Consider the following 14378-nt stretch of genomic DNA (forward strand, 5'->3'; position numbering starts at 1 on the left):
TTATTTATATTGCGGCACCTAAATTATTACCTACTAAAGAGTATGAAACTAAACAAAATTATGACCTTACGATTGATGATATCTATGATATTGATTGTGGGTTTAGCGAGTTGTAGCAAAAAGTCTAGCTCAAAAAATGCATCACGAGCGACTGGCTGGAATGTAGATGGCAAAAAAGCTTCAGGGGCCAAAAAGCAAATAGCTGGACCGGGTCTTGTTTTTGTGGAAGGCGGGACATTTACAATGGGTAAAGTTGAAGATGATGTTATGCATGATTGGAACAATACTCCAACACAGCAGCATGTTCAATCGTTTTATATGGATGAGACTGAAGTGACAAACTTCATGTACTTAGAATATTTAGATTGGTTAAAAAATGTTTTTCCGCCAACTGAAGAAAATTACAAAAATATATATGAAGGCGCATCTCCTGACACTTTGGTTTGGAGAAATAGATTGGGTTATAATGAAACGATGACCAATAATTATTTGAGACATCCCTCTTATGCCAATTACCCTGTTGTGGGTGTAAATTGGATTCAGGCAGTTGAGTTCAGTAAATGGAGAACGGATCGTGTGAATGAAGCAGTTTTAGAAAAAAACGGATACCTTAAGAAAAATGCAAAAACGCAAGACGTAACTGCTGAAAGTTCTTTTAGTACTGAAACGTATCTGAATAGTCCTACATCAACTTATGGTGGAAATGAGGAAATCGTTTTAAAAGGAGGAAAAGGGGGTAAAAAAGCACCAAAAGCTGGAAAAGACGGTAAGGTTACAGAACAAAAAAATGTATATGCACAACGCTCTTCCGGGATTATACTTCCAGAATACAGACTTCCTACTGAAGCTGAATGGGAATATGCAGCGGCAGCAGATGTTGGACAAAGGGAATACAACATTTACAAGGGTCAGAAAAAATATCCTTGGTCAGGAACGTATACTCGTTCCGGAAAAAGACAAAGTAAGGGAGATCAGTTAGCCAATTTCAAACAAGGAAATGGAGATTATGGTGGTATAGCGGGTTGGTCTGATGACGGAGCCGATATTACTAATGCTGTGAAAAGTTACCCGGCAAATGATTTTGGATTGTACGATATGGCTGGAAACGTAGCCGAATGGGTTCAAGATGTTTACAGACCTATTATTGACAATGAATCGAATGATTTTAATTATTTTAGAGGGAATCAATACACTAAAAATAAAATTGGGGCAGACGGTAAAGTTGAGATCGTTACTAAAGAGAACATGAAATATGATACGTTAAGTAATGGAAGAATAATTGCCAGAAATTTTCCAGGTCAAATTGCTCAGGTTCCTGTTGATGAACAAGAAACTTATTTGAGACAGAATTTTGATAAAAGTAATAATATCAATTATAGAGATGGTGATAAACAATCTACCAGATATTATAATTTTGGTTCTTCTGAATCAGAAAATGACAAACAAAAAGAAGAAAAAATCATGTACAATTCTCCTAAACACAATGTTACTACAGACAGTTTAGGGAAAATGGTAAGAAAGTACGATAAGTCAAGCAAAAGAACAACTTTGATAAATGATGAAGTAAGAGTTTACAAAGGAGGGTCTTGGAGAGACAGAGCTTATTGGTTAGATCCGGCACAAAGAAGGTATTTCCCTCAGGATATGGCTACGGATTATATCGGATTTAGATGTGCCATGTCAAGAGTGGGAGCTAAAGCAGATAAGAAAAAATCAGCAAGAAATTAGTTTTAATATAAAATTGTAATAAAAAGCCCTTTGATTAGGGCTTTTATTTTTTAAATCGTTTTTAAATGGATATCAATTACATTCATAGTTTGTTTTTAAAATGTAAATCAGTTTCAATAGATACTCGTAAAATTGTGCCAGACTCATTATTTGTTGCCATAAAAGGAGATCGTTTCGACGCCAATACATTTGCTATAGAAGCCTTAGAAAAAGGAGCTTCCTATGTCATTATCGATAATAAAGAATATTTTATTGATCAGAGAACTATTTTGGTTGAAGACAGTCTAATTGCTTTACAGGAATTAGCAAAGTTTCATAGGGCCTATTTAAAATTGCCCATAATTGCTCTTACCGGAAGCAATGGGAAGACAACTACAAAAGAGCTTATTCATGTTGTTCTTTCGAAAAAATATAAAACCAAGGCAACAATTGGCAATTTGAATAACCATATCGGAGTACCGTTGACTTTGCTTTCTTTTGATTCAGAAACTGAAATAGGTATTGTAGAAATGGGTGCCAATCACAAAAAAGAAATAGAATTCCTTTGTGAATTAGCCAAACCGGATTACGGTTATATAACTAATTTTGGTAAAGCCCATTTGGAGGGTTTTGGCGGAGTGGAAGGGGTTATTGAAGCGAAAAGCGAGATGTATCACTATCTTTTGGAAAATGACAAACTGGCTTTTATAAATTTGGAAGATCCGATTCAGGTTGAAAAAGCAAAAATCCTGAAAGCGTATACTTTTGGTATCAATAAAGAAAGTGCAAATGTGAATATAACGGCTGTGAAAGCGAATCCGTTTGTGGAAATAAAGTATGCTGATCATACAGTCGTATCTCATTTAATAGGATTATACAATGCCAATAACATTAATGCGGCACTTGCTATAGGAAAGTATTTTAGCGTTGATGATACTGCCATTAAAGAGGCATTGGAAAGTTATATTCCGGAAAACAATAGATCGCAACTCGTAACCAAAGGAACGAATCAAATTATTCTGGATGCCTACAATGCTAATCCGAGTAGCATGTCTGTTGCCATTACCAATTTCATACAATTGGATCATCCAAATAAGATTATGATATTGGGTGACATGTTTGAGTTGGGTCAGGAGACGCAACTAGAGCATAAGGCGATTGTAACAATGCTGTCTAATGAAGAAAATGTGACCTGTTATTTTATCGGCAAAGCATTTTATGATACGAGAGTTGATAAAGATAATTTCTATTTTTATGATGCGTTTGAGGCTTTTGCAAGTCATTTAAAAGCAACAAAAATTGAAAATAGCATGCTACTGATAAAAGGATCCAGAGGAATGGCTTTAGAGCGAACTTTGGATTTCTTGTACTAGAAATTCCTGTTATTTTGAAATTTAATCGCTATCATGAATGGAAATGATGGCTTTTTTTGCTTCCTTAAAATGCTCCTTAAAAATCCAATTCAATTTGCATTGCGATGGGTTGTTGGGCGGAGTAGTTTTGTTTTAATGCGTGGTTTTGTCTGCTGCGGAGGGTCTCTGAAAGAGACTTTTGAATTGGTGAAATGTAATTATTAGGAAAAGGAATATCTTATTTTGGAAGTGCTTTGAAAAAAAATAAGAATAATAAAAGGAAAATGTTGCCTGTGAAACCGCTGTATTTGTTGAGAAATTTGACGAATTGAATTGTTTTTTTTTATTGTAAAGGCTTTGCTATTTGTGTTAATATCTGGAAATACCTTTTATATTTTAATAAAGCAACAGGCTTTATAACTGAAAATTAATATATTTGATGCGGTATTTTTTTTATTTATTATAAATGCAGGGATGTTGAAAAGGATAAAAATAAAAAAAGTATTGACTCTAATCAATTCTCCTAAAGAACTTGTAGTTATAGTATTAAATTAGGACAATACATTTGATAAAGAGGGAGTTTAAATGAGAGGTTGTCTGTAAGGACAACCTCTTTTAAATTCTGTTTCAATACTTTTTTAATTAACAATTAACGAACAACCACTAATTTTCTAATTCTTATTGGCCTCTTTCAACAGAGCGTCTAGGTTTTCTTCAGTAAACTTACCTCCTGACAGCAAAAGAAATTTGTTTATTGGCATATCTGCCAACATTGCTTCTAAAAATGAAGCTGCTTTTTTCTCGTCTTCAGTCTGCGCTTTTTTATTCTCACCGGTGAAACTTTGAACAAGCTGAGCATATAGTGCAGCACTGTTTGGTGCATTTTTGAATTCTTTGAATAATGATTCCCGCGTAAAAATAATTTTTGGTGTTTTTGTAGATTGAATATCAATAGTTTGCTGCAAAGGTAAATCACGGGAAGAACCTCCGATACGGATGTCAAATTTTCCTGATTTTATTGCCCAATCATGAGATTTTGAATTGAAATAAGCAAAATCACGTGAAGTTAATTGGAACGTAACTGTTTTTTCTTCTCCTGGCAATAAAGCTACTTTTTCAAAATGTTTCAACTCGTTTTCAGGTCTTGATATCTCGGTCACTTGTTCGTGAACATACAATTCTGCAACTTCTTTACCGGGTACTTTACCTGTGTTTTTTACTTTTATTGAAATTGTAATCGCATCGGTATCTTTGGCGGAAGTCCTATTTGCTTTTATGTCAGAATAGGCGAAGGAGGTATAACTCAAGCCGTAGCCAAAAGGAAAGTTAGGTTCAATTTTCTTTTTGTCGTAATAACGGTATCCAATAAAAATGCCTTCGCCATAGTTTGCATTTCCGTCTCTCGAAGGGAAATCCATCGCCGTTGGAGTGTCTTCCAAACGCAGAGGGAACGTTTCAGATAATTTTCCGGAAGGATTTACCTTTCCAGTCAGCACATCAGCAACAGCGCCACCACCGGCTTGACCTCCAAGATAAGCTTCTACAATGGCAGAAACATCGTTTTTCCAAGGCATTGATACAGCGGCTCCATTCATTAACACGACCACCACGTTTTTATTTACTTTTGCAACAGCTGCAACTAATTTGTTATGCCCGTCGGGCATGTCCATGTTTTTTCTGTCAAAACCTTCTGATTCATAAGAGTCTGGCAGACCTGCAAAAACAATAACCAATTCGGCATTTTTTGCGTTTTGCACTGCTTCAGCAATTTTTGCATCATCCGTTTCTCCTGCTGAGTTGTAACCTGTTGAAAAAGAAAATTGCGTTCCTTTCGCCATTTTTTGCAACTCATCAAGCGCATTTACAATTTGTGTAGGACGTACTTGTGAACTTCCTGCTCCCTGATAGCGTGGTGTTTTTGCAAAATCACCTACAATGGCTATTTTTTTCAAAGAAGAGGAAAGGGGCAATAGTGCGTTGTCATTTTTCAATAAAACAATACATTCGCCACTGACCTGTCTGGCAAGATCGTTGTGTTTTACTTTGTCTACAACAATTCCTTTTTTATGACTGTCTTTTGCTTTTAGCGTAATAGCAACCACATCGGTTACAATTTCGTCTAATCGGGCTTCGGATAAAGTTCCTTTTTTTACGGCATCGACAATTTTTTTGTCATTAAAACCCCCACTTGCCGGCATTTCTAAACCTAATCCCGCATCAACTCCGGCAGCCCTTTCATTTACGGCACCCCAGTCGGAAACTACAAATCCTTTGAAACCCCATTTTTTCCTTAGCATTTCATCCAATAAATAAGGATTCTCGGAAGCATATACCCCGTTTACCTTATTATAAGAACACATAACGGTCCATGGTTGCGCATTTTTTACTGCCATTTCAAATGCAGGAAAATAAATTTCATTCAACGTACGCTCATCTACATTAGAACTGTTAGACATACGTTCTGTCTCTTGACTATTTGCGGCAAAGTGCTTCATTGAAGTTCCTACACCTTGACTTTGAACACCATTGATAAAGCTGGTTGCTATGGTTCCGGCCAGTATTGGGTCTTCAGAGAAATATTCGAAATTTCTTCCTCCCAGGGGAGATCTTTTCATATTTACACCAGGTCCTAAAAGGATTTGTACATCGTTTGCCTGGGATTCTATCGCTAATGCTTCACCCATTTTTTGTGCCAACGCAGGATTCCAGGAAGAAGCAAGTGCCGAAGCCGTTGGGAAACAGGTTGCAGGAACGCTATTGGTAAAATCGAATCCTTCCGCTTTACGTAAACCATGTGGGCCGTCAGTCATAAAAATAGAAGGAATTCCAAGTCTTGCGATTGCTTTTGTGGACCATGCTGTTGCTCCTGAACACAGGGAAGCTTTTTCTTCAAGTGTCATTTTTGCAACTAAGTTTTTAGCTTTTTCTCTATAATCTACAGTTTGGGCATACGATTGAGTCGACAGAGTAATCCCAATTAGTAGTAAAAAAATTTTTTTCATAATCTTTAATTTGGTTGTTTTTTGGTAATTATTTATTGCTTTAAAAATGATTGTGTTATTTTGACGCAAAGTACATATTTTTTTGATTGACAACACATTTGACATAAAAAAAATGCATTTTTTTTTATAAATATTTTTTTTAGTCGATTTTTGTGGGAATATGATTTAATTATTGAAGTCTTTTTTTTTCTTTGATTGAATTGTTTTTTTACTTTTAAACCAAAGCAACTAAAAAGGAATGTGAAAATTGGTCATTCCTTTATTTTCGTTAAAAAAATGAGCTAAATTGCGCAGCAAAAACAATTAAAAATTTCATTACTAGAAAAAGAAACACATGCTAAAAAATATTTTAGATAACAGGGAAAAATATCAGCCAGGTTTATCAATAGACTGTGTGATTTTCGGATTTCATGATAATCAGCTCAAAGTATTATTGATAAAGACAAACTACAGTGATAAATGGGGATTGCCTGGAGGGTTTATACCTGTTGATGAAGATATTGATCAGGCAGCAGTTACCATTTTGCATGGTCGGACTGGATTAAAAGGGATTTTTCTGAGGCAGTTTTCTACTTTTGGTGCAGTCAAAAGAAATGAAAAGCATTTTAGTAATAAGGTTTTGAAATTTTACGGAATACCGTTGGAAGAAGGGCATTGGTATACGAATCGTTTTGTAACAGTGGGCTATTATGCGTTGGTGGATTTTTTAAAAACGGTTCCGCAACCAGAAGGTAAAGAGGAAATTGTGGAATGGATTGACCATGATTCAGTGCCGGAATTGATTTTAGATCACAAGGAAATTTTGGACAAAGCATTAGAGACACTGCGTATGGAGTTGAATCTGATGCCGGTAGGATATAATTTGCTTCCGGAAAAATTTACGATTCCCCAGCTGCAAAAATTATATGAAACCATATTGGGCAGAAAGCTCGATCGCAGAAATTTTCTTCGCAAAATAACGGCAATCGGAATACTGACAAAACTCGATGAAAAGAAAAGTAATGTAGCGCATAAGGCACCTAATTTATATAGTTTTGATAAAAATAAATACGAAGAAGTGGTAAAGAGTGGCTTAACTCAGGGTTGGTAATTTTTTCATTCCATGATTAATCGAGTAAGACCCAAAGGGGAATAAAAAGTATTCGTGCCACCAATTTACTGAATAATAAAGACAAAGGCTGTCCGAAAGGGCGGCCTTTATGCGTCAGAACAATACGATATACCGTGTTCGTTGTTTTTGTAATAAAAGCGGTTTTTATACTAATTTATTTCGGCATATATTTTTTTATTATATTTAAAATCATTTTATCTTTGAGGTAGGACGTCCTATTGTTTTAAGTGATAAATAGGTAAAAAAATCATATAAGTATGCAACAGGCTGAAAAGTTATCGAAATTGAATGTTTTTTTGGAAGATGTAAAAATTAATGACAGGAATTTTCATTTAAGATTGGGAGCAAATTTTCCAATTATTAGCGACCTATATCAAGAATTGTATTCCAATAGTCCTTATAAAGAAGCGGCATTTGAATTGTTGATGCGCTCTTTGGTTACCAATTTTGAAGAACGGTCCGCTTTGCAAAAGAAAAGAGATAGTACACGTGTTGCTACTCCAAATTGGTATTCCAGTGAGAAAATTGTTGGAATGATGTTGTATGTGAACCTCTTCGATACTGATTTTAATGGTTTGAAAGAGAAAATTCCTTACCTCAGGGATTTGGGAATTAATACCGTGCATCTGATGCCGTTTTTGGATGTGCCGGAATTTGAAAATGATGGCGGTTATGCGGTCCGAAATTATCGCGAAGTGAATCCTAAATTTGGAACCATGAAGGATTTTGAAGCTTTGGTAAAAGAGTTTCAAAAAAATGATATGAATCTTATTATGGATTTTGTACTGAATCATTGTGCGGATCAGCATCAATGGGCAGTTGAAGCTCGTAAAGGGAATCCTAAATACAAAGATTTTTTCTATTTTTTTCCAGACCGGAATTTGCCAAATGCCTATGAGCGTACAATGATTGAAATCTTTCCGGATACTTCACCGGGAAATTTTACGTACTTGCCGGAGAGCGATCAATGGGTAATGACTTTGTTTTATGGCTATCAATGGGATCTGAATTATAAAAATCCGATGGTTTTAGTGGAAATGATAGACACCATGTTGTTCTGGTCCAATAAGGGAATAGATATTTTTCGTTTAGATGCAGTAGCCTTTATGTGGAAGGAAATAGGGAAGTTTAATCAAAATTTGCCAGAAGTACATCTTTTACTGCAGCTCTTTAAATTGTGCGGTCAAATCGTAGCTCCGGGTGTGGCCTATATTGCTGAGGCGATTGTGGCTCCTGAAGAAATTATAAAATATTTTGGGGAAGGATTGTCTCAAGGAGATGAATGTGACATTGCTTATAATGCCAATTTTATGGCGTTGAGTTGGGAAGCTTTGGCTACCCGAAACACTAATTTACTAAAAAAATCGATGCATGCGGTTCCTAAGAAACCAAGAAATACCACCTGGATAAATTATGCCCGTTGCCATGATGATATAGGGTTGGGATTTGATGATCAATTAGTTGTTGAACTGGGCTTAGACCCTTTGCAGCATCGTTTGTATATTTTAAAGCATTATTGTGATAGTTATAATGGCAGTTTTGCACTTGGACAGCGCTTTATGATTGAGCATGAAACGGGTAATGCGCGTATTTCGGGTTCTATGGCAGCGTTATGTGGTTTTGAAAAAGCAGTAAAAGAAAATAATGAAAATGAAATTCAATTAGCTATAAAACGAATCAATCTGCAACATGCCATTATTTTGTCTTTAGGTGGTTTACCAATGATTTACAGTGGAGATGAGGTTGCCTTGCCAAATAATTATGATTACCTAAGTGATGAAAGTAAAAAGTATGATAACCGTTGGCTACACCGTTCTAAAATGAATTGGGATTTGGTCGAGAACATAGAAGATGCTCCGTCAGCACAAGCTCAGGTTTACAAACAATTAAAAAAATTAATTGAAATTAGAAAACGAACGCCTGCGTTCGCTGATACTAATGATTTAGAATATATTGATTATGAAAATACTCATTTGTTAGTGTACAAAAAAACAGATAACAAGGACGAAGTTTATGTTATTGTGAATTTTTCTGAATTTGATACTTTTTTCGAACGGAATTTATTTGGCGATTGGAATGAAAATAAATTATTCAATTTACTGACGGAAAGCGAAATGGAGATTCACGAGAAAAACTTTATAAGTGCTTATGGTGTATTATGGCTTAGAAAATAGTAACGTGAAAAAAGTTATCCGTTTTCATAAAATTTGAAAATTTGGTAAATCAGTTACTTATGAATGATGATAACACCTTTAGCCCGAGTGTGTCAGAATTTTTAATTTAAATAATAATTTGTGTAGCTTCACAATGAACATTATAAAACATAGTATTAAAAATTGTTGAATTCCAACTCTTATTCTTATAGATATATTTACAAATATAAAAATAAGAGATATGATCGAAGAGTTTAGTTTTGGGAATTCATTCTCATTTAAAGATATTCAGACTTTAAATATGACAGCCGCTAAAATTAAATCCAATAATTCAATTTTAGACCAACAGAATGTGATTCCAATTAAAGAGGAATTATCATTATTGAAATCTAAAGCTATTTACGGTGCAAACGCAAGTGGAAAAAGCAATGTTATTAAAGGTCTAGTAACTTTTATAAGAATTATTAAGGATTCTGTAAAAGAGGAAAAATCTTTGACGTTAATTGATTCTTTTCAATTGTCAACAGAGACAATTGACGAGCCCACATTTTTTCAATTAATTTTCAGAGTTGATAATGTGGTTTTGAAGCTGATGAAAAGGCCATTAAAAGTGAATGACTTTTTTCAACTCCAAATATCAGAGAACAAAATTTGTTTATTAGAGAAAACAACAAAATTTTAGAAATTAACCAAAAGCATTTTGAAGAGGGGTGTAAATTTATTTCTTTGATGGACGATTTTAGTGAAGGGGAAATTTTTAGAGATAATTCATTGTTTTTATCTTCTTTATCTTCGTTTGGATTTGGAAAATTATCAAAAAAAATTATCAAAGCGATTACTTCAATTTCAATTATTAGCGGTTTAGGTCATCAGGGGATGTACGGGGTTGCTGGTGATTCTTTGAACGATTCAGTTAAAAAGAAATTTATTTTGGATTTTTTAAAGAAAGCAGATGTTGGGATTCAAGATTTAGATACTATTGCTGTTTCAAATGAAGATTTACCAGAAAATATTGAAGAGGAAAGCAAGAAGGATTTTAAAAAGGGAAAAATTATTGTTTCCAGTTGAACTCTTTACAATAAAGATTTAAAAAAAGAAGGTAAAGCTAACTTCTCCTTTGGGTTGCAAGAATCAGAAGGAACTAGAAAAATGTTTGAATTAAGTCCTTTTATTTATGACTCTTTGAAAGAAGGTACGACGTTAGTTATTGATGAATTTGACTCAAGATTTAATTCAAGTCAAAATAAGAACTCACAACTTATTTTTACAACACATGATACCAATTTGTTGTCATCTGAATTATTGAGAAGAGATCAGATTGACTTTGTTGAAAAGGATAAATATGGAGCAAGTCATTTATATACGCTGGTTGAAATTAAAGGCATAAGAAACAATGCTTCATTTGAGAAAGATTATATTCAAGGAAAATACGGTGCGATTCCTTTTTTAGGTAACTTTTCTAACTTAATAAATTTTGAGTAATGCCTAAAAGTACAAAAGCTATAAAAGTAACGGATAAGGAAAAAGCATAGAATAAAAAGGCTAAATCGGCGGCTTATAAAATAGAAACTATTCCTATAAATAAAACGATATTAATTGTTTGTGAAGGACAGACAGAAAAATTATATTTTGAGTCATTTCCGGTATTGGGAATGAAAGTAGAAGCTATAGATCTAGGAGGACAGTCAAAGTTAAAGCTTATAGAGTCCACGCAAGAAATGGTTGAAAGGTGTGGCTACGAATATGATGGTGTTTGGTGTGTTTTTGATATGGATGTTAAACGGGGAGCTGAAGAATTTGCAGATTTTGATAATTCTATCAATAAAGGAATGCAATTGGGTTATACTATAGCATACTCTAATGATTCATTTGAATTGTGGTTCTATTTACATTTTAATTATAGCGATGCAAAAAATTCAAGAGGGTTTTACTATGATGAGTTGGGAAAAAAATTCGGGTTGAATTATGTGAAAGAGGGAAAGAAATATGATTTTTGTTTAAAACTTTATAAGCTATTGATAGAAGATGAATCTTCTTCACAGGAAAAGGCAATCGAAAGGGCTAATCAATTGTTTAGTAATCTTAAAGATTTGCCATACTATCAACAAAACCTCGTTAGTAAAGTATTTGAATTAGTGGAAGAACGTAATGAAAATTTACGAAAATAATAAAAGCCTCACAATTCGTGAGGCTTTTTTGTACCCGAAAATTACTTTTCGGACAGACTTTTTTTTAAGGCCAGACAGCAGGCTTTGTTTTCGAGCCACTTTATGGATTGAAAATAAAACGACAGGGTACTGGAAATTTAATTTAACATTAAGTGTCTCTGGTTCCATTAAATATCTCGTTATTAAAATAAAACGTAGTAAATTTATCAGTGCTAATTTTAACTTTAAGTAATTATTTTGTTATTTATATGCAATATTCTCAGGAATTGATTAGTATTTTTTGAGGACTAAAAAAAAATGTAACTATTATTGATGCTTAGTGTATAGAAAAAATTATATTTGTCAATTAAACAATTAATGTTTTATAATACAAAATGAACCAAAAACAAATACGCAGAATATTTTTAGTTTTTTTCATATTGGGGGTGATGTTTTCAACCAGTGCTGGCGAAATCTGGGTTTCTGTACGGGGGAAAGACACAAACATAGGAACTAAATCAAGTCCTTTGGCTACCGTGCAAATGGCACTGAGAAAAGCCAGAGAAATGCGTCGTTTGAACGATCCTTTAATAAAAGGAGGTATTCATATCATAGTAATGAATGGATCTTATTATTTAGAGGAACCATTATTCGTAAGACCTGAAGATTCAGGAACGGCTGAAAGTCCAACTACCATTGAAGCCGATTTAAATGCAAAGCCGATACTAAGTGGGGGATTGGAAATAAAAAACTGGAAAAAAGCGGCCGGCGTTAATGGGTTAAAAAAAGGAATTGTCTGGGTGGCTGATGCCCCTGAAAAAGCAGGTGAGATTATTAATTACCGACAGTTATGGGTCAATGGGAAAAAAGCGGTAAGAGCCAAAAGTACAGCGGGAACTCAAATGGACCGAATTTTATCTTGGGATGCAGCATCACAAACCTGCTGGATTCCGTATAAAGATAAGTCAGTTACTTTCGAACCCGGAATGGAAATGTTTATTATACAATGGTGGGCTATTGCCAATCTGCGTATCAAAAATATCGAAGTGAAACAAGACAGTGCCAGGGTTTCTTTTGAACAGCCGGAAAGCCGTATTCAAAGTGAACATCCGTGGCCAGCTCCTTGGATTTCAAAAAACAATGGTAATTCGGCATTCTATTTAAACAATGGAATCTCCATGCTGAACGAACCCGGAGAGTGGTTTCTGGATCGGAAAAACGCGAAAATCTATTACTATCCAAAAGAAGAGGAAGACATCAATTCAGTCAAAGTGACTGCTCCTGTTTTAGAAAATTTAGTGGAGGTTAAAGGGACTGTTGATTCTCCTGTTCATCATTTTAATTTTAAAGGAATTTCATTTCAATATAGCAATTGGCTTCGTCCGTCTCAACAAGGACATGTCCCTTTGCAATCAGGAATGTATTTGCTTGATGCTTATAAATTAAAAATACCCGGAACACCAAATCAGGCCAATTTAGAAAACCAAGCTTGGGTGGGCAGACCCAGAGCAGCGGTAGAAGTAAATTATGCTAACAATACCCAATTCGAAGCCTGCAGTTTTGAGCATTTGGCTTCCACAGGATTGGATTTGCATAAAGGAACCAATCACAACACTGTCAAAGGAAATTTATTTAAAGACATTGGCGGAAGCGGCATCAATCTGGGCGTTTTCTCTGAAGAATCTTTCGAGGCTCATTTACCATATAATGTAAAAGACGATCGGGTAGTCTGTTCGGATGAATTGATTGCCGATAATTTGATTACCAATGTGACCAATGAGGATTGGGGAACTTTGGGAATAAGTGCTGGTTTTGTTAAAAACTGTACGATTGAACACAACGAAATTTCGGATGTTTCCTATAGCGGAATGGCAATAGGCTGGGGCTGGACACACTCAGCCAACGTGATGAAAAACAATAAAATACTAGCCAATAAAATACATCATTATGCCAAACATTTACATGATGTGGCTGGTATTTATACGCTTTCGGCTCAGCCGGATAGCAGGATTGAAGAAAATTATATCGATAAGGTATATTTTAGTCCCTACGCACACGATCCGTTTTTGTGGTTGTATTTATATACCGATGAGGGTTCTTCTTATTTTACGATAAAAAACAACTGGATTCCTACGGAGAAAATCTTAAAAAACAATAATGGCCCTGCGGGGAATATTTGGCAAGACAACAATTCGTATGTAAGCAATACGATCAAACAAAATGCCGGTATCAGAGCTCCATACAAGAATCTGACTCAAGAGGTTGTAGTAGATGAAGCCTGGGGTTTACAAGAGCTGCCGGAATCAGTTGCGATTGAATTAATCGGATCTGATTTTGATATGGAAAAAATCAATTCGACTCTAAAAGGCTTCCGAATTGTGGGACAGGAATTGTATCAATGGGAAAGCCATTTGGTAGTTTATGGCAAAATGAATCAGCCAGAAAGAGTAAAAAGGAAGTTGGCTTTGGCTTTTCCGTCGGCACAAATTAAAATATACGAAAAACCCGTTTATGATTTTCGAAATTTTGAAAGATGCAAAGATTCAAAACCTGCTTCAGAGTGGGAAAACATTGTCTTAACGGCCAATTTAGTGGATGATCCTAAGTTGCAACAGGAATATTTAGACTATCACACCACGCAATTTGAAAAGTGGCCGGAGATAGCAAAAGGATTCTGCAACGCTGATTTTCAGCAATTGCAGGTTTTTAAAAATGGCAGGCAATTAATGCTGGTAATCAGCATTCCAAAAGGAAAGAGCCTGGATGCATTGAATCCTAAAACAACCGAAAATAATCCTCGTGTAAACGATTGGAACGCCTTAATGAAAAAATATCAAACTGGAATTGAAGGAACAAAACCGGGTGAAACCTGGATGTTTTTAAAAAAAATAAACTAAAAATAAACC

Annotated in this window: 10 protein-coding genes; 9 read left to right on the forward strand and 1 reads right to left on the reverse strand. The window is 34.9% G+C overall.

Translation table 11 applies throughout. The features are described 5' to 3' along the window. Window positions 1-42: 42 nt before the first annotated feature. Together gldJ and ACNQGH_RS12035 are read left to right on the forward strand one after the other, a co-directional pair. Entirely contained in the window at window positions 43-1728 is a 1686-nt protein-coding gene (gene gldJ / locus ACNQGH_RS12030; protein ID WP_417956256.1) for a gliding motility lipoprotein GldJ, read from the forward strand. Between the two features lie 65 nt (window positions 1729-1793). After that, a complete protein-coding gene (locus ACNQGH_RS12035; RefSeq protein ID WP_417956257.1) occupies window positions 1794-3080 on the forward strand; it encodes a UDP-N-acetylmuramoyl-tripeptide--D-alanyl-D-alanine ligase in 1287 nt (428 codons plus the stop codon). A gap of 650 nt (window positions 3081-3730) precedes the next feature. On the opposite strand, the gene ACNQGH_RS12040 is transcribed toward ACNQGH_RS12035, so the two are convergent. Further along, window positions 3731-6061: a glycoside hydrolase family 3 C-terminal domain-containing protein gene (locus ACNQGH_RS12040; RefSeq protein ID WP_417956258.1), complete on the reverse strand. Its 2331-nt coding sequence runs from the start codon at window positions 6059-6061 to the stop codon at window positions 3731-3733. Window positions 6062-6395: 334 nt separating this feature from the next. On the opposite strand from ACNQGH_RS12040, the gene ACNQGH_RS12045 reads away from it, so the two are divergent. From ACNQGH_RS12045 to ACNQGH_RS12075, 7 genes are all read left to right on the forward strand, one after another. After that, complete coding sequence (locus ACNQGH_RS12045) at window positions 6396-7151, forward strand: NUDIX hydrolase (protein ID WP_417956259.1); 756 nt, start codon at window positions 6396-6398, stop codon at window positions 7149-7151. 278 nt (window positions 7152-7429) lie between these two features. Further along, window positions 7430-9346 carry an amylosucrase gene (locus ACNQGH_RS12050; RefSeq protein WP_417956260.1) on the forward strand — a complete coding sequence of 639 codons (1917 nt, stop codon included), beginning with the start codon at window positions 7430-7432 and terminating at the stop codon, window positions 9344-9346. Between the two features lie 220 nt (window positions 9347-9566). Then, complete coding sequence (locus tag ACNQGH_RS12055; RefSeq protein WP_417956261.1) at window positions 9567-10007, forward strand: AAA family ATPase; 441 nt, start codon at window positions 9567-9569, stop codon at window positions 10005-10007. Then, window positions 9977-10393, forward strand: a complete 417-nt coding sequence (locus tag ACNQGH_RS12060) for a hypothetical protein (RefSeq protein WP_417956262.1) — start codon at window positions 9977-9979, stop codon at window positions 10391-10393. Before ACNQGH_RS12055 ends, ACNQGH_RS12060 begins: the two co-directional genes overlap by 31 nt. 54 nt (window positions 10394-10447) lie before the next feature. Next, window positions 10448-10807, forward strand: a complete 360-nt coding sequence (locus ACNQGH_RS12065; protein ID WP_417956263.1) for an AAA family ATPase — start codon at window positions 10448-10450, stop codon at window positions 10805-10807. Between the two features lie 113 nt (window positions 10808-10920). Next, window positions 10921-11493, forward strand: a complete 573-nt coding sequence (locus ACNQGH_RS12070) for an RloB family protein (protein WP_417956347.1) — start codon at window positions 10921-10923, stop codon at window positions 11491-11493. A 428-nt stretch (window positions 11494-11921) separates the two neighbouring features. Then, entirely contained in the window at window positions 11922-14369 is a 2448-nt protein-coding gene (locus tag ACNQGH_RS12075; RefSeq protein ID WP_417956264.1) for a right-handed parallel beta-helix repeat-containing protein, read from the forward strand. The last annotated feature ends 9 nt before the right edge of the window (window positions 14370-14378 follow it).

This window comes from Flavobacterium kochi, from assembly GCF_048286715.1.
Taxonomy (GTDB): Bacteria; Bacteroidota; Bacteroidia; order Flavobacteriales; family Flavobacteriaceae; genus Flavobacterium.

Excerpts from the sequence above, each read along its gene's own strand:
- gldJ (WP_417956256.1), top strand. The coding sequence starts at position 43 with ATGAAACTAAACAAAATTATGACCTTACGATTGATGATATCTATGATA.
- ACNQGH_RS12035 (WP_417956257.1), top strand. The coding sequence starts at position 1,794 with ATGGATATCAATTACATTCATAGTTTGTTTTTAAAATGTAAATCAGTT.
- ACNQGH_RS12040 (WP_417956258.1), bottom strand. The coding sequence starts at position 6,061 with ATGAAAAAAATTTTTTTACTACTAATTGGGATTACTCTGTCGACTCAA.
- ACNQGH_RS12045 (WP_417956259.1), top strand. The coding sequence starts at position 6,396 with ATGCTAAAAAATATTTTAGATAACAGGGAAAAATATCAGCCAGGTTTA.
- ACNQGH_RS12050 (WP_417956260.1), top strand. The coding sequence starts at position 7,430 with ATGCAACAGGCTGAAAAGTTATCGAAATTGAATGTTTTTTTGGAAGAT.
- ACNQGH_RS12055 (WP_417956261.1), top strand. The coding sequence starts at position 9,567 with ATGATCGAAGAGTTTAGTTTTGGGAATTCATTCTCATTTAAAGATATT.
- ACNQGH_RS12075 (WP_417956264.1), top strand. The coding sequence starts at position 11,922 with ATGTTTTCAACCAGTGCTGGCGAAATCTGGGTTTCTGTACGGGGGAAA.